The 21135-nt window shown below is 38.9% G+C and carries 22 protein-coding genes; 7 read left to right on the top strand and 15 right to left on the bottom strand.

Going from position 1 to position 21135, the window contains the following annotated elements; translation table 11 throughout:
* Window positions 1–220: 220 nt before the first annotated feature.
* From DAHG_RS18660 to DAHG_RS03335, 5 genes are all read right to left on the bottom strand, one after another.
* Window positions 221–1603 (bottom strand): PTS transporter subunit EIIC, encoded by a 1383-nt coding sequence (locus tag DAHG_RS18660; protein WP_022936901.1) that lies wholly within the window; start codon window positions 1601–1603, stop codon window positions 221–223.
* A 114-nt stretch (window positions 1604–1717) separates the two neighbouring features.
* On the bottom strand, window positions 1718–2212 hold the full coding sequence (locus DAHG_RS03320) for a PTS sugar transporter subunit IIA (RefSeq protein WP_022936902.1): 495 nt from the start codon (window positions 2210–2212) through the stop codon (window positions 1718–1720).
* A gap of 1 nt (window position 2213) precedes the next feature.
* The gene (locus tag DAHG_RS20420; RefSeq protein ID WP_022936903.1) at window positions 2214–3104 is read right to left on the bottom strand and encodes a 4Fe-4S dicluster domain-containing protein; all 891 of its coding nucleotides are present in this window, start codon (window positions 3102–3104) and stop codon (window positions 2214–2216) included.
* Window positions 3101–3961, bottom strand: a complete 861-nt coding sequence (locus tag DAHG_RS03330; protein WP_022936904.1) for a PRD domain-containing protein — start codon at window positions 3959–3961, stop codon at window positions 3101–3103. The genes DAHG_RS20420 and DAHG_RS03330 overlap by 4 nt, the downstream gene beginning before the upstream one ends.
* Before the next feature lie 200 nt (window positions 3962–4161).
* On the bottom strand, window positions 4162–4689 hold the full coding sequence (locus DAHG_RS03335) for a DUF402 domain-containing protein (RefSeq protein ID WP_022936905.1): 528 nt from the start codon (window positions 4687–4689) through the stop codon (window positions 4162–4164).
* A gap of 100 nt (window positions 4690–4789) precedes the next feature.
* Between DAHG_RS03335 and DAHG_RS03340 the strand changes: the two genes are divergently transcribed.
* The 3 genes from DAHG_RS03340 (at window position 4790) to DAHG_RS03350 (ending at window position 5801) form a co-directional block, all read left to right on the top strand.
* On the top strand, window positions 4790–4975 hold the full coding sequence (locus DAHG_RS03340; protein ID WP_022936906.1) for a hypothetical protein: 186 nt from the start codon (window positions 4790–4792) through the stop codon (window positions 4973–4975).
* The gene (locus DAHG_RS03345; protein WP_022936907.1) at window positions 4976–5251 is read left to right on the top strand and encodes a spore coat protein; all 276 of its coding nucleotides are present in this window, start codon (window positions 4976–4978) and stop codon (window positions 5249–5251) included.
* Between the two features lie 94 nt (window positions 5252–5345).
* Window positions 5346–5801 carry a GAF domain-containing protein gene (locus tag DAHG_RS03350; RefSeq protein WP_022936908.1) on the top strand — a complete coding sequence of 152 codons (456 nt, stop codon included), beginning with the start codon at window positions 5346–5348 and terminating at the stop codon, window positions 5799–5801.
* Between the two features lie 41 nt (window positions 5802–5842).
* On the opposite strand, the gene DAHG_RS03355 is transcribed toward DAHG_RS03350, so the two are convergent.
* From DAHG_RS03355 to DAHG_RS03365, 3 genes are read right to left on the bottom strand one after another with little or no spacing between them, the layout of a single operon-like run.
* The gene (locus tag DAHG_RS03355; RefSeq protein ID WP_022936909.1) at window positions 5843–6625 is read right to left on the bottom strand and encodes an AAC(3) family N-acetyltransferase; all 783 of its coding nucleotides are present in this window, start codon (window positions 6623–6625) and stop codon (window positions 5843–5845) included.
* Between the two features lie 42 nt (window positions 6626–6667).
* Window positions 6668–7129, bottom strand: coding sequence for a phosphatidylglycerophosphatase A family protein (locus DAHG_RS03360; protein ID WP_022936910.1), 462 nt, complete (start codon window positions 7127–7129; stop codon window positions 6668–6670).
* Window positions 7110–8057, bottom strand: a complete 948-nt coding sequence (locus tag DAHG_RS03365) for a PfkB family carbohydrate kinase (RefSeq protein ID WP_022936911.1) — start codon at window positions 8055–8057, stop codon at window positions 7110–7112. The genes DAHG_RS03360 and DAHG_RS03365 overlap by 20 nt, the downstream gene beginning before the upstream one ends.
* A gap of 122 nt (window positions 8058–8179) precedes the next feature.
* Here DAHG_RS03365 and DAHG_RS03370 point away from each other — a divergent pair, with 122 nt between their 5' ends.
* The gene (locus DAHG_RS03370) at window positions 8180–9676 is read left to right on the top strand and encodes a carboxypeptidase M32 (RefSeq protein WP_022936912.1); all 1497 of its coding nucleotides are present in this window, start codon (window positions 8180–8182) and stop codon (window positions 9674–9676) included.
* Window positions 9677–9733: 57 nt separating this feature from the next.
* Here the strand turns inward: DAHG_RS03370 and DAHG_RS03375 are convergent, their stop codons facing one another.
* A complete protein-coding gene (locus DAHG_RS03375) occupies window positions 9734–10537 on the bottom strand; it encodes an MBL fold metallo-hydrolase (RefSeq protein ID WP_022936913.1) in 804 nt (267 codons plus the stop codon).
* A 74-nt stretch (window positions 10538–10611) separates the two neighbouring features.
* On the opposite strand from DAHG_RS03375, the gene DAHG_RS03380 reads away from it, so the two are divergent.
* A complete protein-coding gene (locus tag DAHG_RS03380) occupies window positions 10612–11241 on the top strand; it encodes a 4'-phosphopantetheinyl transferase family protein (RefSeq protein ID WP_022936914.1) in 630 nt (209 codons plus the stop codon).
* Between the two features lie 172 nt (window positions 11242–11413).
* On the opposite strand, the gene buk (DAHG_RS03385) is transcribed toward DAHG_RS03380, so the two are convergent.
* Window positions 11414–12556: a butyrate kinase gene (gene buk / locus DAHG_RS03385; protein ID WP_026880787.1), complete on the bottom strand. Its 1143-nt coding sequence runs from the start codon at window positions 12554–12556 to the stop codon at window positions 11414–11416.
* A gap of 2 nt (window positions 12557–12558) precedes the next feature.
* A complete protein-coding gene (locus DAHG_RS03390) occupies window positions 12559–12801 on the bottom strand; it encodes an acyl carrier protein (protein ID WP_022936916.1) in 243 nt (80 codons plus the stop codon).
* A 310-nt stretch (window positions 12802–13111) separates the two neighbouring features.
* Between DAHG_RS03390 and DAHG_RS03395 the strand changes: the two genes are divergently transcribed.
* Together DAHG_RS03395 and DAHG_RS03400 are read left to right on the top strand one after the other, a co-directional pair.
* Window positions 13112–14641, top strand: a complete 1530-nt coding sequence (locus DAHG_RS03395) for a PucR family transcriptional regulator (RefSeq protein WP_161650499.1) — start codon at window positions 13112–13114, stop codon at window positions 14639–14641.
* A gap of 439 nt (window positions 14642–15080) precedes the next feature.
* Window positions 15081–16901, top strand: coding sequence for a CocE/NonD family hydrolase (locus DAHG_RS03400; RefSeq protein ID WP_022936918.1), 1821 nt, complete (start codon window positions 15081–15083; stop codon window positions 16899–16901).
* Window positions 16902–16973: 72 nt separating this feature from the next.
* Here DAHG_RS03400 and DAHG_RS03405 read toward each other — a convergent pair whose 3' ends face one another.
* The 4 genes from DAHG_RS03405 to DAHG_RS20845 form a co-directional block, all read right to left on the bottom strand.
* Window positions 16974–18197 (bottom strand): L-lactate MFS transporter, encoded by a 1224-nt coding sequence (locus DAHG_RS03405; RefSeq protein WP_022936919.1) that lies wholly within the window; start codon window positions 18195–18197, stop codon window positions 16974–16976.
* 53 nt (window positions 18198–18250) lie between these two features.
* Window positions 18251–19357 carry a butyrate kinase gene (buk, locus tag DAHG_RS03410; RefSeq protein WP_022936920.1) on the bottom strand — a complete coding sequence of 369 codons (1107 nt, stop codon included), beginning with the start codon at window positions 19355–19357 and terminating at the stop codon, window positions 18251–18253.
* Window positions 19347–20357: a phosphate acyltransferase gene (locus tag DAHG_RS03415; RefSeq protein ID WP_022936921.1), complete on the bottom strand. Its 1011-nt coding sequence runs from the start codon at window positions 20355–20357 to the stop codon at window positions 19347–19349. Before DAHG_RS03415 ends, buk (DAHG_RS03410) begins: the two co-directional genes overlap by 11 nt.
* A 66-nt stretch (window positions 20358–20423) precedes the next feature.
* Window positions 20424–21125: a phosphopantetheine-binding protein gene (locus DAHG_RS20845; protein WP_022936922.1), complete on the bottom strand. Its 702-nt coding sequence runs from the start codon at window positions 21123–21125 to the stop codon at window positions 20424–20426.
* Between the last annotated feature and the right edge of the window lie 10 nt (window positions 21126–21135).

Raw genomic sequence — 21135 nt, forward strand, 5'->3', positions numbered from 1 at the left:
CCCTTCCCCCATGTCAACATTATTTTTTACTTTTTTTAAATAATTATTTCAAATTAAAATTACCCTCTTTTTCATAGGTTTAAAACCATTTCATACATACATGACTTATCCTATATATAAGAACAGATCCCTATCTCTATATATTAAATAAGATCTCTCATTATATAACGCTGACGTTTTATCTTTCTGAGAGATCTATCTATTATATATTAGTTATATATTAATCCACTTCACCTGGTTTGATCATAATCCATGCGACTGCAAAGGCGACCGCAAATGAGAGGATAACCGTAATACACGCATTAATCAGATTCATTGGATTTTCTAAACTGATAAACACCGGCAATGTCGGCAAGCCAGGTGCTCCTTTCGCAAAACGGACAACATGTGTAATGCCAGCATAGAAGCCGCCAACACCACCGCCGATTACTGTCGCAATCAATGACTTTTTATTCTTCGCTGTAAAACCATATAATGCCGGTTCAGTAATTCCACATAATGCGGTAACACCTGCCGTAAATGCTAATGGCTTTACCTTATCATCTTTTGATTTAAAAGAAAGCACTAAGGTTGATGCGCCTTGCGCAATATTGCTTGCAAGCATACCTGTACCTAATAAAGAACTGTATCCAATTTGTGCTATCTGCATGGTTTCTAATGTACCTACAGCACGATGCATTCCTACAAAGACTAAAAATGGTGAAACAGCACCTACAATCATCGGTACTAAGAATGGTACGGAAGCATCAATGGCCGCAAAAACATTCATCAGCCAATCGCCAAGAACAGCACCAATCGGCCCCAGCAGCAGCAAACCTACCGGAAACGTAATCAACAGTGTCAGCATGGGCTCCATGATTGCTTTAATGACTTTAGGTGAGATTCGTCGTGCAAAACGTTCTACATAAGACATAAACCAAACCGTCAGGATTGTTGGAAAAACGGTCGATGAATAATTATATAAAACTACCGGAATCCCAAAGAACGAAATAGCTTCCCCAGCGCTTACCATGCCAGTATATGTCGGGTGAACAAACATCGCCGCAATAGCTGCCGCAATATATTTATTACAGCCAAAATAGGTAGCCGCTGTTACCCCTAAATAAATTGGCAGGAAATAGAAAATAGTATCTGAAACGTAATTTATAATAATATATTCCTGTGAAGTCTTTGCCAAGCCGAATACCGCAACTAAAATAGCCAGTACCGCTTTAATCATACCTGCCGCTGTAAAAGCGGGAACTAACGGTGTAAACATACTGCTGCACGCATCAAAAAATTTACCGACAACAGCATTCTTTTTCTTCTTATTTGATTGAGTATCAGTTGACTTTGTTTCATTGACACTCATTGACGAATTCGCTGTTTCTACCAGCTGGCTGACAACACTATATAATTCTGGTGCATCACTGCCGATGATGATCTGTGTTTGAGCTCCCACCTTCATCACCTTAATTACTTCCGGAACACTCAGCAATGCTTCCTCATTCACCTGTCCCTGATCAATCAACGTCAGCCGCAGCCTAGTTGCGCAATGCGATACCGCTTTAATATTTGATGCTCCTCCTACAAACTCAATACACTTTTCAGCAAGTTCTTTCATAACTTTCTCCTTTGCAATTTTTAAATAAGATAAAACTAATCTAAAGCAATGGGCTTGTTAATCCCCGATACTGATCTTGCCTACTGAAAGTAACAATTCTGGTTATCCATAACACTATTTCATGATCCTGATTAATTCATCGCTCGCTTTAACAACCTCCTTTTGTGTACATGCCACACCTTGAAAACACTTTGTATTAGATACAATTACAATAACATCATCAAGATAGCCTGCCGCCTTAATTTTAGCGGTCGAAAAGCTCATTAAGCGATCTCCCTGTTTCACGCTTTCACCTTTTTCCACCATCATATTAAAACCTTCACCAGCCATCATAACGGTATCTAAACCAACATGGATTAATAATTCAATTCCATCATTGCTTATTAACCCTATGGCATGCTTAGTCTCTGTAACTAAAACCACCCGGCCGTCAAAAGGAGCATAAATCGTTTCCTCCATCGGTGAGATGACACAGCCTTCTCCCAATAATCTTTCTGAAAACACACCATCCTTCAGCCCTTCCAACGGTTTCACATAACCGGCAGCCGGAGCACTTACAGTCATTGCCTCATTTTCCTTTTTCTTAAAAACATCCTTAAATATTCCCATCTTAATCACCTGCCTTATGATATATGCCCTTAGGATAATCTGGCTCAACAGACACTGTAAACCAATCATTAATACGCTTGATTTCTGCGCATGGCATTAGCTGCTGAGGACGCTGTGCCAACCGATAAAAACAAGGAAAAACAATTTCAACCATGGCACATTTTTTATCTTCCAGTTGATTCTGCAAAGCCTGTTTCAAATCATTTTCCAAATCAATCATCTGTGCTGGCGTCCGTACACCATTGCGGCTGGCAAAAGAAACCGCATCACTTTTACTGACAGCTTCTAATATATGACTGCCGCCATTAAGCAATTTTGTGATTTCAGCATCTGACTCAAACCAATTTAACGTATTAATAATTGTAACCTTTTCATTTTCCAATGAGCGATACCGTTCTTCATTTAATGCCGTGGTATGCTGCTTGCTGCTAGCACATATTATAATCACTACTTTATCTGGATTGGCACGTTTATAATTTAACCCATCAATATAAAATTGTTCATCAGTATAGTCATGAGTCTCCACATGCAAATTTACATCCGATGCTTTCTTTTTAAATAATACTGTTCGATCAGCAATATCTAATTCCATAATTACATCAGCTAATGCTTTACTTAAAGAACCAAGACTGCAGCCAGCATGCGGAGGTATTTCCTTTTTATTAATTAAGTCATAGCCATTTACTCTCTTTGGGATATGAATCGCACCTGCTGTACACATCAGTTCACAGAGTCCGCATTCTATACATGCCATTTCATTATTAAACTGTATATAACGCACACCCCGCTCATTCACATCATTTTCTTTTGATAAAACCAAAAGCTGACGGGGACAGAATTCAAGGCAGTTTCCACATCCAGTACATTGCTTTTTATTTAAGTTCGCACTCATTGCTTATCACCTCGTTGAATGGATTTCAGCATATTATTAATATGAACAGCTAAGTATCCTTTTTCTTCTTCATTAATTACCACATGAAATTCATCAGCTATCGTTTGAACATTCTTTTCAACACAACCCTCTAATTCAGGATGCTCTTTAATAAATATCTTATATAGCGAAGAATTCCCCTCAGATGAAAAATTACCATCATGAATGCGGGCTGCCAAAAAGCTTAAATGAGTCAAAAAACGCGTGTAATATAGTGAAGAGCGATCCAATTTAACGTTTAGATATTCTTCTATATCGCTGATAATTCTTTCCTGAAATAAGAGCCGGTACTTCGTATCACTGCGAAAGGTATTCCCTTGTGAACTGATATAATGAAGAACGATATACCCTGCTTCATCTTCACTTAACGAGACACCAGTTTCTCTTTCAACAATTCCCAACCCTGCCTTTGCAATCATAAATTCTTTTGGATAAATATTTTTAACCTCCTGAATAATGTCCAAAGGTAATTCAAAACCATCCTTCTTATTTGCCACCGCATTAGAGATATGATCAGATAAGCTGATCATCATCATATCATTGACTTTAACCTCAAGCCGCGATTCAAATAAGCTGATAATTTCAGATGCAATATCAATATAGATCGGATTTATATCTTCAACTAAATTAGATAGATAATTCTTTTCTTTCGGATCAGCTGCCGCAAATATCTTAAGCACTTGAGCCGCTTCCACAAGATCACCGCTCTTTTTGCCGAAGCCAATGGCTTTGCCGAAAAGAATTATCTCATTTTGCTCCTCATCCTGTGAAAACACTACATTGTTGTTAATCAATTTTGTGATTTGATAATTATTCATATCATTTACCCCTTTGTCATTAAAAGAACATAAAAAGACCAGTACATAATGACGTTCATCATTAGATACTGATCTTGCCTTCTTCAGTTACAATTCTGGATATCTGCCTTTATTATATAATAAATGAAACCGTTGTCAATTAAAAATTAACTTTATATTAAGGAATATTCTGACAGTTATATTAAAATAAAAGCTACTTATTATTGAGTAGCTTTCAAATATACATCATACAGTTTCATTATTTCTTTATGATCAAAGGGTGAACGCTGATGTTCAATATCATCCATCAATTCTGTCAGTCCTGACTCAATTGCCTTTTTTAATTTAGGACTGTACCCCATTTCTTCACCATGCTCTTCATACTCATCTTCATCAAGCAAAATCGTTTTACCCAGCGGATTTACCTTCACATCAAGATCATAATCAATATTTTTCAGTGCTTCGCCGTCATAAATACTAGGTGAAGCCAGATTACAATAATAGAAGATTCCTGTTTTTCTTATCATACAGATTACATTATACCATTTATCCGGATAGAAGAAACAAATCGCCGGTTCACGGGTGATCCATTTTCTGCCATCGGCTTCGCTGACCCAAGTCTTATTTGTGACAGCGACAATACGCTTGTTGTTTGATTCGATTACAAAGCCTTTAGCCCAAGTTCGGTGAAGAGATCCATCATGCTTAAAACTCTGAATATAAATTGATTCATACAATGAAGGAAGCATAATTTTTCACCTCTGGTTATTTATTATACCAAAATATTGTCTTTTATTGAATACCCAAGTTAAAAAGCGAGCATATTAGTCATGTAAGGAGGTCGTAATTATGACATTAACACCCAAGGACTGTCTTTATATTGAAGACTCAATTAACGCTTCTGTATTATTAAATAAACAGCTTAACTGTGAGATGGAAAAGCTGGAAGATGAACAGGCTAAAGAGCTTGTATCAAAAGTCTGCACTGTTTTAAAAGAACAGGCTGAAGAATTATTAAAGGTTATGGAGGGTTAAATGATGGCTCAGCAAAATAAAGATCAAGATATTATTAATTGCATGCTTATTTCTTTAAAGCATTTAAAAGCATTATTCAATACTTTCTCACAGGAAGCCGGAACTTGCGAGTTGTATGAAAAGGTTGATTCAATTTATGAGACCATTTCTGAATTACAGCGTGAAACTTATGATTTCATGATTGAACAGAATTGGATGCAGGTAGAAGCTCAGGCTGAAGCTAAGATTGAGAAAAGCGCTAAAAAGCTTCAAAAACAAGTATCAAGCATGGCATAATCCAATCAGCAGAAATTCTGCTGATTTTTTAATTTCATATTTTTTAATTCTAAATTGCGATTTCATGCTATTATACTAAATATGGAGGGAACGTATGAAAGAAACATTTTATCATGAATTAGCGATGCAGCTGCGTGCATTGATTGAAGATGAGAGTGATAAACTGGCTGTATTGTCAAATGCTTCAGCTTGTTTAAATGATGCGCTGACAGATATTAACTGGGTTGGCTTTTATTTATATAAAAATGGTGAGCTTGTGCTTGGTCCTTTTCAGGGAAAAGTAGCCTGTACCCATATTCCATTAGGTAAAGGAGTATGCGGAACAGCCGCTTTAAGCGGTCATATTCAGCGGGTTGCCGATGTTCATCAATTTCAAGGTCATATCGCCTGTGACAGTGCCAGCAATTCAGAGATTGTTGTGCCATTGATTAAAAATCAGCTGCTGATGGGGGTTCTCGATATTGATTCCGCGTCACTGAATCGTTTCGATGAAAGTGATGAAAAGGGTCTGAAGCAGATTGCCGAAATTATAACAGAATTTGGATTCTAACATAAAGCGTACAGTTAGTTTAGACTGTACGCTTTATTTCTTTATTTATTATTAATATTCAAATAAGCCGAAGCACTGCTGATAGCCTCTCTTGCGGAAAATAAGCGGCATGTCGTATTGCCTACCTCAAGTATTTTAACGACTCCGCGCTCTTCCATATTGGCACCAATGGCTTTATATGAACTGGTATTCATCTCTTTATCAAGCATTTTAATCCAATGGATATTACCGCCCTTTTCAATAGGATAAGTTAAGATTCTAATTGGGCAGGCACGATTGTTGTATTGAGCCAGATCAAACATCTCGCATTTATCATAATTCATACCGGCTAAGAGTACAAAACCATTTAAGTCAACGATCTTGCTTAACGGTGAATCTTTTGATAACCCAAAGTGCAGCGGATGCTTTTCCACAATCAGCTTGGCATATTTGCCCCATGCCAGAAAAGAATAAGCCGGATGATTGCTGCGCAGCACAGCTTCATTGCGCATGAATTGAACGGTAACTTCACCCATATTCACCGGTGTACTGAGCCTTTTATTAAACGGCAGGATCGCCTGTCTGATTTCCGGCCAGCATGCTCTTGGCACCGTTCCGCTTTTATACATTGAGGGATCAGATAAATTTCTGGTAAAGGCCGGCATAACGATTGTCCCATCATAGGTGACCGTTTCCATCAAGGCATCGATAATTGCCTGAGCCCCGCCGACTACCCAGCCAAACGGACGCAGTGAGGACTGCACAAAAACAAGCATCCCCTTACGAATACCCATTTGTGCAAATGCCATTTTTAAATCATCCTTGGTTAATACCCCGTTATCCATGATCCACCTCATCAGTTATATAGCTTATTATACACTATTTTATTAATGATGGCTATGTGCCAATTTACTTGCAGCCGAAGCCGCGATAGCACCGACAATATCATCGAGGAATGTATTGCATACCTCATGGTGCTCATTCAATTTGCCGATTATACCTGGTTTTACTTTATCTATATAGCCATAATTCGTTAAGGCAATCGATCCATATAAATTACAAATCCCATATGCCAGCACCTCATCTATGCCATACAAGCCTTCATCACGCATTAATATATCCTTTAATTCAGGATCACACATATCAGTCTCAGCACTTTTATCTAAAAACAAACCAGTGATGATCGCATGCTGAACCTCACGTTTTTCAATCACACCCTTTACTGCTTTTTCGGCTAATTCCATAGTCAGATCTGGGTAATACTTCCCTTGCAGATAGAGTACACATTCCGCAATATCACTCAATGCCACACCTCGTTCATTTAATAAGTCAATACATTTCTGATACATAAACTGCCTCCTTAATCGTTTCTATCTGATAAGCTGCAAGCTTTTCAATAATTTTTTCTTCATTTAATACAAATGTTTTCTCATGCTTCTTTTCATTTTCAAGAAGCAGCGCACAAAGTGCGTATTCTAATGCTTTTTCAATCGGCATATGCTGAAGCATTTTAGTCAAAAAAGCGCTCAATACAATTTCATAGGCTGAAGTCTGATCCAAGACTTTGCATTTTGGACTGACAGCCTGAATAATACACTGAGAATCGGCATAATAGATACCATTTTCACCTGCAATCAGCAAGAGTGAGCGCAGATGCAGCTGATCAAGCATAATTTTTATTGTATGATGCAGATTGTCAACCGGCAGCTTTAAGTCTTCACTCAGCATTCGCTCATTGAACTGCACACCTTGAAACAGCGGCAGAATATTAATTAGCGGCTGAATACTTTTATCCGCAACCGGCAGCAGCCATGTCTGTGCATGCTGATGAGCGATAAACTGCAGCTGATCAACCGTAAGATTATTGTCTGCAATAAATGTGTCATCATAAGTAAAATCCTGCATCGTCGTGTAAAGATACAGATGATCGATCGCATTCAGCACACCGGCATCCAGCATTGATGATACCGGCTGATCAAATTCATCACACAAAACTAAAAGACCAGATGTTTTATCAGAGGGCAGCTGTTTCACATAACTGATATCAATTCCTTTAGCAATTGCATCTTCCATCAGAACTTTGCCTGTCATATCCAAACCGCACGCACTGACAAGGATCGCATGATGACCTAAGGCGGCTAGTTTTTCCGCTGCATTTCTCGCTACTCCGCCAGCCTGCCCGCGCAGACGGATCGGCTGATTCATGCCCTCGCTCTTCTGATAAGGAATGGCCCGCAAATCATAAATCATCGCACCCATTAAGACAAAACGCTCCATATTTTTCCGGCTCACTTTCTGATAGGTTTATTATACAACAAAGTATCTTAGAATGTTTGTTTAATTCCCAACTTTGCGTTAAAATAAAGAGGACTAGTAACATTGTTCAAAGGAGGACGCTGATGAATAAAGAAGAAGCCTTAAGCTTTTTAAAAGCTTATGAAGAAAAAACAAATGCATATCATTTGGCATTATCAACAATGTCGTTTGATATGGCTACGATTGCTCCAAAGGATGGCGCTGATTACCGTATTAAAATGATGTCAATACTTGAGGGTGAATACCTGACATACAGCACTGATCCAGAGAATATGAAAAGAATTGAAGCAATGGCGGATATGGAGCTTGATGAATTAAGTGCCAAAGCTGTTAAACAGCATTTAATGCAGTTAAAGGAAATCCGCATGATTCCAAAGGATGTATACATGGATTATCAAGAATTGCTTGGCAAAAGTAATGTTCTTTGGGAAGAATGTAAAAAGAACAGTGATTGGGAAGGCTATAAAAAAATGCTGGCTGACGTAATAACTGCTACCCGCAGTTATACTGACTACTATCGCGGTAATTTGAGCTGTTATGATGCTCTGCTTGACCGCAATGAGCCCGGTATGAATATTGAAAAATATGACGCGTTCTTTAAAAATATTAAAGATCGTCTGCTGCCTTTCATTAAAAAAGTGCAGGCCGCTGATCAGATTGACACCTCGGTTTTAAAGCAGCATTATCCGCAAGAGGATCAGGAAAAAGTTATGGAGGATTTGAAGAAATTCATGAACTTTGACCCTAACCGCTGTTATATGGGGGTTTCTGTTCATCCGTTTACATCCCCTTTCTCATTAAAGGATGTGCGTCTGACAACTGCTTATCGTGAAAATGCACTGACATCAAGCATTTTCTCAATCATTCACGAATATGGCCATGCACAGTATATGCTGCATGTAGATGAAAAGCTGGAAGGATCGATTCTTGCCGGTAATATGAGCAATGGCATGCATGAATCTCAGTCCCGCTTATTAGAAAACTTTATCGCCCGTACTAAAGCTTTCTGGTCATGCAATTATGAAACATTAAAAAATCGCTTCCCACAACAGTTAAAGAATGTGTCAATTGATGAATTCGTTTTGATGATTAACGCTTCCTCAGCTTCCTTTATCCGTACAGAAGCCGATGAGCTGACTTATCCTCTGCATATTCTGATTCGTTATGAATTGGAAAAACAGTTGTTTAATGGTGAGGTTGACTTTGAACATCTTGATCAGTTATGGGCAGATAAATATGAAGAATATTTGGGAATTCGTCCGCAGAATGCAGCGGAAGGTATTCTTCAGGATGTTCACTGGCCGCAGGGTTTATTCGGATATTTCCCTACCTATGCACTCGGTACCGCTTATGCCGCACAATTCTATCAGGCTATGTGCCGTGACATTGATGTAGAAGCAGCACTGACAAATAATGAATTCAGTAAGATTACAGACTGGCTGACAAAAAATATTCATCAGTATGGCAGCAGTAAAAATGCTGATGAGCTGCTTCGTGATGTCTGTCATCAGGAGTTTGATTCCAATATTTATATCGATTATCTGATTAAAAAATACACTCAGCTTTATAATTTAGATTAATAAGAATAAAAGGAAAGTTTTGAATTATTAAATTCAGACTTTCCTTTTCTTATATATTTATTTAACCAGAATTGCGGTTTTATTTTTTCTGCTTTCGTATATGAACATTTTCCCTCCATAATGTCTGTAAAACGGGTCCCGATAGCGATATGCGGATTGTTCATCATAGGCTTTTGCGCATTCTATGAAAGCTTCGAAATTGTCACGGTTCAATACTTCCTTGCTATGTGATGTTAATATGTGCTCAAAAGGCAGTTCCGCTGTTTTTTCTAATACTTCAATATGCTTTTGAATCGCAGATGCTTCCGGAAAGTATAAACATACCATACTGCAGATTGAATCTCCTCCCAAAAGTAATTTTAAGGGTTCAATGTAGAAGCCAGTCATACCCGGTGTGTGAGAAGGCAGCAAAACAGGCTTTATGACAATATCTCCTAGGTCTAATAAAGCATCACAATCAAATGCCCTCTTGTTTTCCAAGCGGCAGCACATATAGCTGTTAAAATTAAAATCATCAGGCACTAAATTCCTTTGCTTCGCCTGCTGATAAATGATTTCCCGAATATCTGTTTGATTATAAAAACGATCTGCCAGACGATATTCATCAGGATTCATATAAACCTCATCAAATTGATAGTTGCCGCCGATATGATCAGCATGCCCATGTGTGTTGATTACCATCAGCGGTTTATCGGTAATGGCTTGAACTGTCTGCCTTAAATTGCCGATTCCCATCCCTGTATCAATCAATGCGGCACGCTTGCTTCCAACAATTAAAGTTACAAATACACCCATGGGATCTTCAATATGATAGACACATGTAAAAGGCTGATGGATTTTAAAATAAATCTGCTCGCTCATATTTACCTCCTTATGATACTGTGCGCTTTATTGTGCAGAGTTCAACTTTATGTTATATTTTAATCATGAACAACATGAACAAAACTGAAACTATCATCTACTGGATGAATACAGAATGCTTTAATGAAGCATCCTATTTTGAAAAAGGTTTAAACCAGCTTAATGAAGAAAGGCATACGATCACACTGGCGCTTAATCAAAGAGAAGATCAAAATTTATCACTGGCAGCAGGGTTATTGCTTGATCTAGCGGTTGAAGCCAGCGGTATTAAGGCAGACGTACTGCATGATCATGAAAATAAGCCTTATGTCTTAAATCATCCTGAACTATTCATCAGCTGTACACATTGCCATCCATATGCTGCAGCTATTATTTCAAAACAGCCGGTAGGGATTGACATTGAATCACAGCGTATAGATTTCAGCGATATTGAAAAACACTATTATTCTGATGAAGAAAAAAACTATCTTCAAAGCTTCAGCAATAATAATGATCGGCAAAAAGCCAGAACTGATTTATGGTGCCGAAAAGAATGTCTGATTAAGTTTGACCGTCTGCGTGATTTAAAAGCTTTATCAGGGCTGAAGCCGCCGCTTGGCTATCGATTTATTTCACAATTCATAGCTGGTTATTCTTTTGAAATTCTTATCCCCGACACCAGCTACAGCATTCAAGAAGTAACCATTCATGATTTTAAATTTTAAATCAATCATACTCACGCAATATTAACTGACCTGACAGGAAAGGATGAAGTGTCACGCTTCACCTATTCTATCAGGTTTTATTTATGCAACGAGAAAATCCCTCTGATATAAATAACATTTCATTGTTATTCAATTACGAGGGATTCAATCTAAAAGTCAGCACTGCTGCACTTTACCCTTTATAATCTTTCAGAATTGGTGCTCCTTTACATTTAAAGCCGTTAAAGATTGGGATGCCGGTATACTCCTTAACCGGTTCAGCCTTGCTGAGCACACGGATTGCACCTGATGCCAGCCCCTCCATCTCATATTCTCCGGCCTGATCAATAATCGGAGCAATCCATTCAATGTATTTTCTAATTTGCTTTTTTAAGTAATCGTCTTTGGCAATGCCGCCGGTTAAAATAATCGCATCGACATGTCCCTCTAAAACCACTGAACAAGCGCCGATTTGTTTAGCGACTTGGTAAATAAACGCATTGTAAATTAATGCTGCATATTCATCGCCCGCTTCAATGCGCTTCACGATTTCCTGCACATCGGCAGTACCTAAGTGATCAGTAAAACCACCGCATTTTGAAATTCGATTTAATATTTCCTCCTGCGTATAAGTATTGCTGAAGCACATTTTCACAATTTCACTAGACGGCACCCAACCAGAACGTGTCGGTGCCATCGGTCCATCACCTGAAAGACAGTCATTGCAGCAGATTAATTTGCCTTTGCAATGAGCTCCCACAGTAACTCCGCCGCCTAAATGAACACATATTAAATTAAGATCTTCATAATGCTTGTTGATTGACTGTGCGTAACGAATGCAGTTTTCCTTATGATTTAAAGGATGCCCGCGGCTTTCTCTAAACAGCTCCTTAAAACCGGTAACCCGCTCATAGTCGCATAATTCATCGACATCAGGCGGATTTACCGTAAAACATTCACCGCCATATATCTTAGCAAGCTCAATGACAATTTGCGGCCCCAAAACATTGGGATGACGATTACTATTCAATGTCGTTTCATATAAAGTATTATTTTCAGTAATCCGGTACACACCGCCGCTTAATCCCACAAGACCGCCGGCTCTCGCAGCAAAAGCATCTATGCCAGATAAATCTAAGTGATGATCGCTGATTGCATTCAGAATTGTTGCCATTCGTTTTGGCAGCTGATCATGAATCGTTCTGCATGCCTGCAGTTCTTTAATATCATGATTCACATTCTCTTGAAAGATCTTCTGATCATTTTCAAATAATGCAATTTTTGTTGAGGTAGAACCCGGATTAACTACAAACACAACATATTTATTATTCCTCATAATTATAATTGATTAGCTAACCAATCTGCTGCTTCACCAAATGTCTTCTTTTTTTTCAGCTCCATAAAAGGTACCTCAATTTCAAAGGCATCTTCCAAGGCAGCCGAAAATTGAACGATGTTTGTCGACTTACAGTGTAAATCTTCTTCAAATCGAGTATCTGCCCCTAACGCCTTTTCATCCATACCAAACAGATTTGCCGCCTTTTTACATAACACTTGAATTGCTTCTTCCTTGATTGTCATATTTACTCCTCCTTTTGATCAATCATTTCATACTTATAATAATAAGTGGTTTAACATAAATCATTAGTCTAGAGTACAAAGCTATGCTATAATCTATAATGAAATAAGCCCCTTAAATATGAAAGTTTTGGTATCATCAGTTTAGCATATAATTTAAAATGCAGATTTACATGGATTTATAATTGAAGAAAGGAGTCAATTTATCACACATATTTTTTATGATAAATCGTGAGCAATTATGAACAACAACTGTGAACTTAACAATTTTCAACTTATTTTAAATTTTATTCAAAAGCGTGAAGAATTTAAAATGCTGAAGAAATCATCAGAGCTTAACCAAACCATCAACCGGATACGGATGATAACCGCACTGGATAAAACCTATGGACTCAAGTTTAATCAAGATACATTATATTTTATCAATGATAAAGATTTGACTTCCTTTGATTTTCCAGATAATCTTCAATTTATCATTTTGAATACAGATAAAAGCCAATTACCGGCTATGCTGTGCGATCATGCTGCCCTGATTATACTGTGCAGTGATGAATCAGCCTTTATGAATCTGTATCAATATGCCGAAGAGCTGAGAGAGACGGCTGAAAAAATGAATCATTTCATTCTGCAGCTGGCAAAGAATATCTCTGAGAATGCTTCTCTTGATGATATTGTTGCATCAATTTCTGAAATCTATCAAAGACCGATCAGTATTATTGATAATGCATATAGTGTCATGGCCTTTTCTTCCTTCTGTGAAACAGATACACATCTTATTAAGGAATACAGAAGAGGCTATCTGGATGAAGGGGCGGTTGCCATGCTTAATCGAATCAATTTCATGACGCCTTTATCAAAGAGCACTAAAATCCGCTATTATGATGTTGATGAGGAAGCAGGAGGTAATATACTGGGTTATTCCCGCAATAATTACAGTCTGATTTATGTCAACAATGTTGCTATGGCTGCTATCAGTGTCTTTGATAATTATGATATAAGTGACTGCATGCTTGCCTTTTTAGAACCTATTTCTTTTATGCTGAGCCTGCATCTGCAGAAGCAGGAGTTTTATATGCTGAATAAGGGTTCCTATTATAACCATTTATTATCGGTAATTACCTGTGGTGTTCCCTTTAATTCTGAAGTTATGGTCTCCCGTCTGCAGTCCTTAGGTTATACTGTTAAGCATTATTTGTATTTTATGGCTGTGGAATTAAATGCCAGCGATGGTAAAGATTTAAAAGCCGTTTCTTCAATTGCCGAATATGTAAAAAACATGATTGCTAATTCTATTTACCTGATTTTAAATAATCGGATTTTATTTCTTGTATCAAGAGATGAACCCATCCAGCGCTCCAGCATCTTAAAATGGGAGAAATCAATTCGCAGTATTCATGTACTGCTTGGTATCAGCAATGCTTTTGAAGATTTAAATGCTTCTCAGCAATATATTCAGGAAGCAAATAGCGCTATTGAAATGGGTACTCAGATTCATCCGGAACAGTGTATTTATATTTTTGATGATTATCAGATCTATGCGGCCTCAAAATATTTATTAGAAGCCGGTAAATCAGAGCTGGTGCTATATCCGCCATTAATGAAGCTGATTGAGTATGATAAAAAGCATAAAACAAATCTAACCGAGACCCTTCAGGAATACCTCGTTAATCCGAAAAAGCCGCTTGAAGTATGCGATAAGTTATTTATTCATAAGAATACATTGTACTATCGTTTAGATAAGATAAGAAATATCATCGGGGCTGATTTTGAGTCAGTTGAACAAGTCACGAAAATCAATTTATCTTTAAAAATGCTGAAATATCGTGAAAAAAGCAATGGATAATAGAATAGAGTGCTTATCGTTCAGCTCACATATAAGTTTAATTCATTTTTAATTAGTCTGCATGCTTATAAATTGCATATAATAAAGAGCCTAAGCCTAAGAATTCATTCATTATTCTATTTTTTATTGTGCTTGCGTACATAGGTAACGAACTATTCTTTATTTATAATTGTAGCTGTAAATAGTACATGATTCACATAAGAAGAAGCTATTATACCAAGCTTTAGCTGTGAGCAGCAATGAATGAATAATTGAATCATATAGGTAGACCTATGACGCAAATGGTTCAAATAGTAATTCATAGAATCATCATTTTTATAATGTCCTGATCGTGCTTTTCATTATGCAGAAGCTCATGATTGTGAATAATCAAAAATGCTTCAAGATTGTACTAAATACATGTCAGATAGTTTCATTAACTAAAGGAAAGAGGCAAAACATGCAAAAAATCGAGAAGTTAGACGGTATGCCGACTTATTCACCGGAAGATAAAACTACATTTAAAATAGAAAAACGTGAATATGAAGGGCAAGAAATCGATGTTATTATGCGCAAAGGTCACCCTGGTATAACGATTGATGAGGTGAATAAACTGCGTGCTGAGGGTAAGCAGGTCCCTGATTTTTCAATTTGCGCAAAGTATAATCCACGAACTTATACGGCAACTAAAGCTGCTCCGCATATTATTTGTGAGCAGGATGTTGCTTGTGTACTGCGTGACGGAACTAAAATATATAGTGATATCTATCGGCCAGCGAATGCTGCTGAGCCTATTCCGGTTATTATTTGCTGGGGACCTTTCGGCAAAAGGCCGCATGAAGGGCAGGATGGCTGGAAACTAATGGGTGTGCCGCCGCAGACTGTTTCAGAAATGGCTAAATTTGAAGCAGCAGATCCCGCCTACTGGTGTCATCACGGTTATGCTGTCGCGAACGTAGATCCACGCGGGGTTGGCAATTCTGAGGGCGATGTGAATCTTTGGGGTATTGAAGACGGTAAAGACGGCTATGATTATGTTGAATGGATTGCTAAGCAGCCATGGTGCAACGGAAAGACATCTTTCTTTGGCAATTCAGGTGTCTGCATGGTTGTATGGCGTATCGCAGCACAGCAGCCTCCTCACTTATCATGCATTGCCGCATGGGAAGGCACTGGAAATATGTATACTGAATCCTTAACCTTCAACGGTATACCTCGGCCTGGTTTTGAGAATGGCATCGTTACCGCATGCGCATGTAAAAATTGGATTGAAGATTTAGGGAATATGTATCTGAAGCATCCATATTATGATGCTTATTGGCGCAGTAAAACACCGGTATGGGAAAACATAAAAGTTCCGGCTTATGTATGCGGAGGTATGTGTCATTTCCATTTAAGAGGTTCAGTTGTTGGTTTCAGGAAAATCAGATCACCTAAAAAATGGCTCCGGCTGCACCGGGATATGGAATGGCCGGATACTTATAATCCTGATAATATGGAGGATCTCCGCAAATTCTATGACCGCTATTTAAAAGATATTCGAAATGGCTGGGAGTTTACGCCAAAGGTAAGGGTTGACGTAATGGATGCTTATAATTTTGATTATATTCCAAATAAGCCTGAAAAAGAATTTCCTATCGCCAGAACAGTTTATCAAAAGCTATATCTAAATGCTGAAGATGGATCAATGACTTTGAATCCCAGCGTAAAAACATCAGAACTTGTTTATGACAGTAAAACCGGTATGGCTTCTTTTGGCATTAAATTTGATCAGGATACTGAAATTATTGGCTATATGAAGCTGCATTTATTTATTGAATGCCGCGGTCATGATAATATGGACTTATTTGTTTTTATTAAGAAGTATAATGCTGAAGGCACTTATATTCCTATCGATTGCATGGGATTTGATTATCGCGGCGCCTGGGGTCAGTCAAGAGCCTCACGCAGAGAATTAGATTTATCTGAAAGCACTGATTATCAGCCGGTAATGGCCCATCAAAAGGATGAACCATTAGAACAAGGAAAAGTTTATGAGCTGGATGTTGAAATCCATCCGCATGCCAGAATATGGCATAAAGGTGAGGAGCTACGTGTTGAAATCACACCAGAATTCATCAAAACCGATTGGTATGAGGATCATGGCATGAATTTCTATACGGATAATGGCCCTGAAGGTACAAAGCATGTCATTCATACGGGCGGTGAATATCCATCTTATTTACAGATTCCAACTATTCCGCCAAAGTATCAAAGCGGTGATTACAAGTATAAGGGTTAAAATATGAAATAAGGGAAGATCTCTGAATCTTAACAGAGGAGCTTCCCTTTTTATTTTGTCACTTTTAATCGTTTATGCATGTTGCTGATTCAGCTTTTTATAGATACCGCTAAGCAGCAAACCCAGAATATTTAAGGCCGCGGCTGTCAGGATTGCCGGTGTATCTTGTCCCGTTAAATTATACAGAGCGGACATGATGGTTGGTCCAAAATAACCCGCTGCCGCAAAGCCGATAAACATGATGCCATAATTCACGCCATTGTTTGCGGAGCCAAACTGGGAAGCTGTAAAGCCAGGATAAATGCCCATGATTGAACCAAACATGAAGCCCACGATGCTTACGCCAAGATAAAACATGAAGGCCGTATCAGGACTGGAAAAATACAGCAGGATAAGACCTAAAATTGAACCTGTGAAGACCATTCTGATCGTACTTAATATACCAAAGCGGTCAGATAAATATCCGCAGATAACTCTGCCGGCCGTATTAAACAATGCGATCATTGATACAACGGCAGCCGCTTCGGCAGCTGAGATTTCTATGATTCTTCGTGCTAGCGGTGAAGCGAGAGATATTATCATCAGACCTGAAAAAGCACCGACACACAGCATACAGAGCATCACATAGAAAACAGGTGTGTGCAGCATTTGCTGCCATGTATAATTCACACTCTTCCCTGCCTGTGATTGATTTCCCTGATAACCATTAGGTAAATAGTCAGGCGGACAATCCTGAATTACCATTGACGATATGCATATAATCAGCAGCATCACGCATCCCACGGTTTTGAAGCATGATGTCACATCCATAAAGTTCATCAGCCAATTGGCAAGAATCGGGATAATCACTGAGCTTATGCCATAAGAGGCTGTCGCAATACCGCCAATCAGGCCCTTTTTATCAGGAAAGAATTTAATCGTATTAGTAATGGTACAGCCATATACCATGCCGACACCTAAGCCGACACCTAAACCATAAGTAATCAGCAACATTGCTTCTGATGTTACAAAACCGGTGGCAATCATACCCATACCAAATAATAAGCCGCCGCAGATAATAACTCGCTTAGAGCCTATTTTTTTAATTAATAAGCCGCCGCCGATCATGGTAATCGGGCCAACCGCATTGGCAAGAGTGAATACAATTGCTAAGCTGGATATTTCATTACCTGTAAGTGCACTGAGATAAGAAGCCATCGGTGAAGCAAAGACACTCCATGCATATAATGAACCAATGCATAAATTTATCAGACAAGAAGCAATCAGAATTAACCATCTTTTCTTATTTAAATCCATATTCCTCTCCTTTTTTGAAAAGGTGCTCATTAAGCAGAGCACCTTAATTAAGATTAAAAATCAAAGCCCTGCCAAGTCTGAATCCCTGTATATTCCTTAGGTATTTCTAAACCATCCAAAATGCGGATAGCCCCCGCTGCCATGGCCTCCATTTCAAATTCACCGGGATATGCATACACTGGCGCAATCCAGCTGCAGTCTTCAGTAATTTGCTGAACTAAATGTTTTGAATGAACCATCCCGCCGCTTAACAGAATTCCTTCAGCTTTACCCTTTAACACACAAGCCATGGCGCCAATATATTTCTCTACCTGATAGATAAAGGTTTCCCATACCATTTGGGCTGCCTTATCACCCTGTGCAATACGCGCTTCAATCTCCCGTGCATCAGAGGTCCCCAGCCATGAAACAAAACCACCGGTTTTCATAGCTAATTTTTCCATTTCCTGAGCTTCAATCTGATGCTTCTTCATATACTTCAAGACTTCCACAACAGGAACTGCACCGCAGCGTGTCGGCGCCATCGGGCCTTCGCCGCCGACAATATCATTGCCGTCTATCATCCGGCCCATACAGTGAGCAGATACGGAAACACCGCCGCCTAAATGACAAACGATATAATTTGATTCTTCATATTGCTTGCCCATTTGATTACTATGGCGGATTGCCGTTTCTTTCAGATTTAAGGCATGCAGATGCACATTGCGATATACATCCTTTATCCCTGTCATTCTGGCCTTATCTTGCAGTTCATCAGTATCCGGCGGGTTTACTACAAAACACTGCCTGCCATATTGTTTAGCTAACTTATCAGCTAATAATGAACCTAATTGAGCAGGATGGGATATGCCGTTAGCACCTTCAGCCGCATGCTTCAGCAATAAATCATTCACAATATATGTGCCGCCCTCAACAGCCAGCAGCCCGCCGCCGCGTCCTACAAAAGCATCGACCGTGCTTAAATCAATCTGATTTTTATTTAATATATCAAGAATCGTTGCTTCTCGGTAAGGAAATTGATCTACGATATTCTTAAATCCCTTTAATTTACCAGCATCATGTGCCACATTTTCTGAAAACAGGCATTTATCTCCTTCAAATAATGCAATCTTTGTTGAAGTTGAACCTGGATTTATTGTGAAAATACGTTTATCTTTCATGTTTTTCACCTTGCGCTCTGACGCAGCTCATCGCGATATTACCCACTAATTCAGAAACCGGCGCACCTCTTGAACAATCACACACGATTTTCGCAAAGCCCTGCAGCATCGGGCCGTAAGCATCAGCATTAGCAAATTGCTGAACCAGCTTTACCCCAATATTACCAACATCGATATCCGGCCAAATAATGATATTAGCCTGACCGGCAACCTTGCTTTCCCGATTAACCTTTTTAGCGGCAATGGCTGGATTAATTGCGGAATCTAATTGGAATTCACCATCAATGGCAAGATCCGGCCGTTTTTCATTTGCAATTCTTACTGCTTCAGTAACCTTATCGACAAAAGGTCCAGTACCTGATCCGCATGTTGAATAAGATAATAACGCACATTTTGGTTCCCAATCCAACAAAGTATGCAGGGTATCACAAGCTGTAATGGCAATGCTCGCCAGCTGCTCACTGTCCGGATCAACACAAACAGCACTGTCACCAAAGCCAAGCAAACTGCCCTTAGAGCCTTGATAGGAAGGAATATTAAAGATTCCTACACTTGATATCGTATTTACACCTTCTTTTAGCCCAATCACCATTTGACCGGCAAGAATTACTTCGCCGGTAGAATGTGTAAGACCGGCAAATGTAACATCGGCCTCACCGACAGCCTGAAGCATCAATGCTGTATACATAGCATCTTTTTCAGCCCGGCGGCGCATTGATTTCTCAGAAAACATGGTATTTCCAGAACAGTATGCGGCTATTAAAGCTTCGACCTTTTCGCTGTCTGAAGCATCATAAATAACCATATCATCCAGTGAAATATTAAAATCTTCGGCTGCCTTTTGAATATCTTTTGGAGTTCCTACCAAATAAGGAATACAGATTTTTTTGTCTGCGCATTCTCTGGCAGCCTGTAAAATCTTTTCTTCGCAGCATTCTGGAAAAGCAACCCGCTGTGGATTTGTTTTAGCCTTCTCCATAATTGTATCCAGTATATTCATAATAACCTCCCTTTCGTCACAGAAGGAGCTAATTCGCTCCTTCATTCTGAATTACTAGAATTAAATCTATTTTTGTTTCTTAATCAGTTCAGCTAAATCGCCGACGGTTTTTGCCGCACCTGCTTCAGTAATAGAAATCATCACATCAAATTCATCCTCCAGCTGTGCTGTCAAACCAACAAAAACAACAGATGGGGCCTTGAAATCATTAAATACTGTCGATGCATTAATAGCAGCAGCATCTTTATGATAGGCTTTAGCTACTAATGGAATAAGTTTCTCTAAAGTTTCATCACAGATAACTGCATCAGCCTTCTCTTCAGCAGCGATAGCTGAGCATACTTCAGCCGCTGTATCATTTTTATGCCCTAATTCAAATACAACTGTTTTATAGCCATCTCGCTGAACGATAACCGCATGAACCGGATATGGCATATTAGCACGTATTTCTGCTTCATTTGCCTTTGTGATACCGCGTACCATCACATTTCTTTCCGGCCCTTCTTTTAGCCGCACCGATGCATACGCATACGGTTCAAGATCTTTCAGCTCCGGCTTCAAACTCATAACAGAAGGAGTAATCAGTAAAAACATTTCTGCTTCACCATCAATTTCCTGCCATTCAGTCTCCATATTGCCGCAGGCATTACATGCATAAACCGGCGGCCATTCTACTGCTTTGCATTGCGGACAAACACGCCCCATGATTTTTCCTTCCTCTAAAAAATCATAGTATTTCTTAACAATTCTTTCTAATTTAACAGCCATTTTAACTTTA

This window comes from Dielma fastidiosa (genome assembly GCF_000313565.1).
Taxonomy (GTDB): Bacteria; Bacillota_I; Bacilli_A; order Erysipelotrichales; family Erysipelotrichaceae; genus Dielma; species Dielma fastidiosa.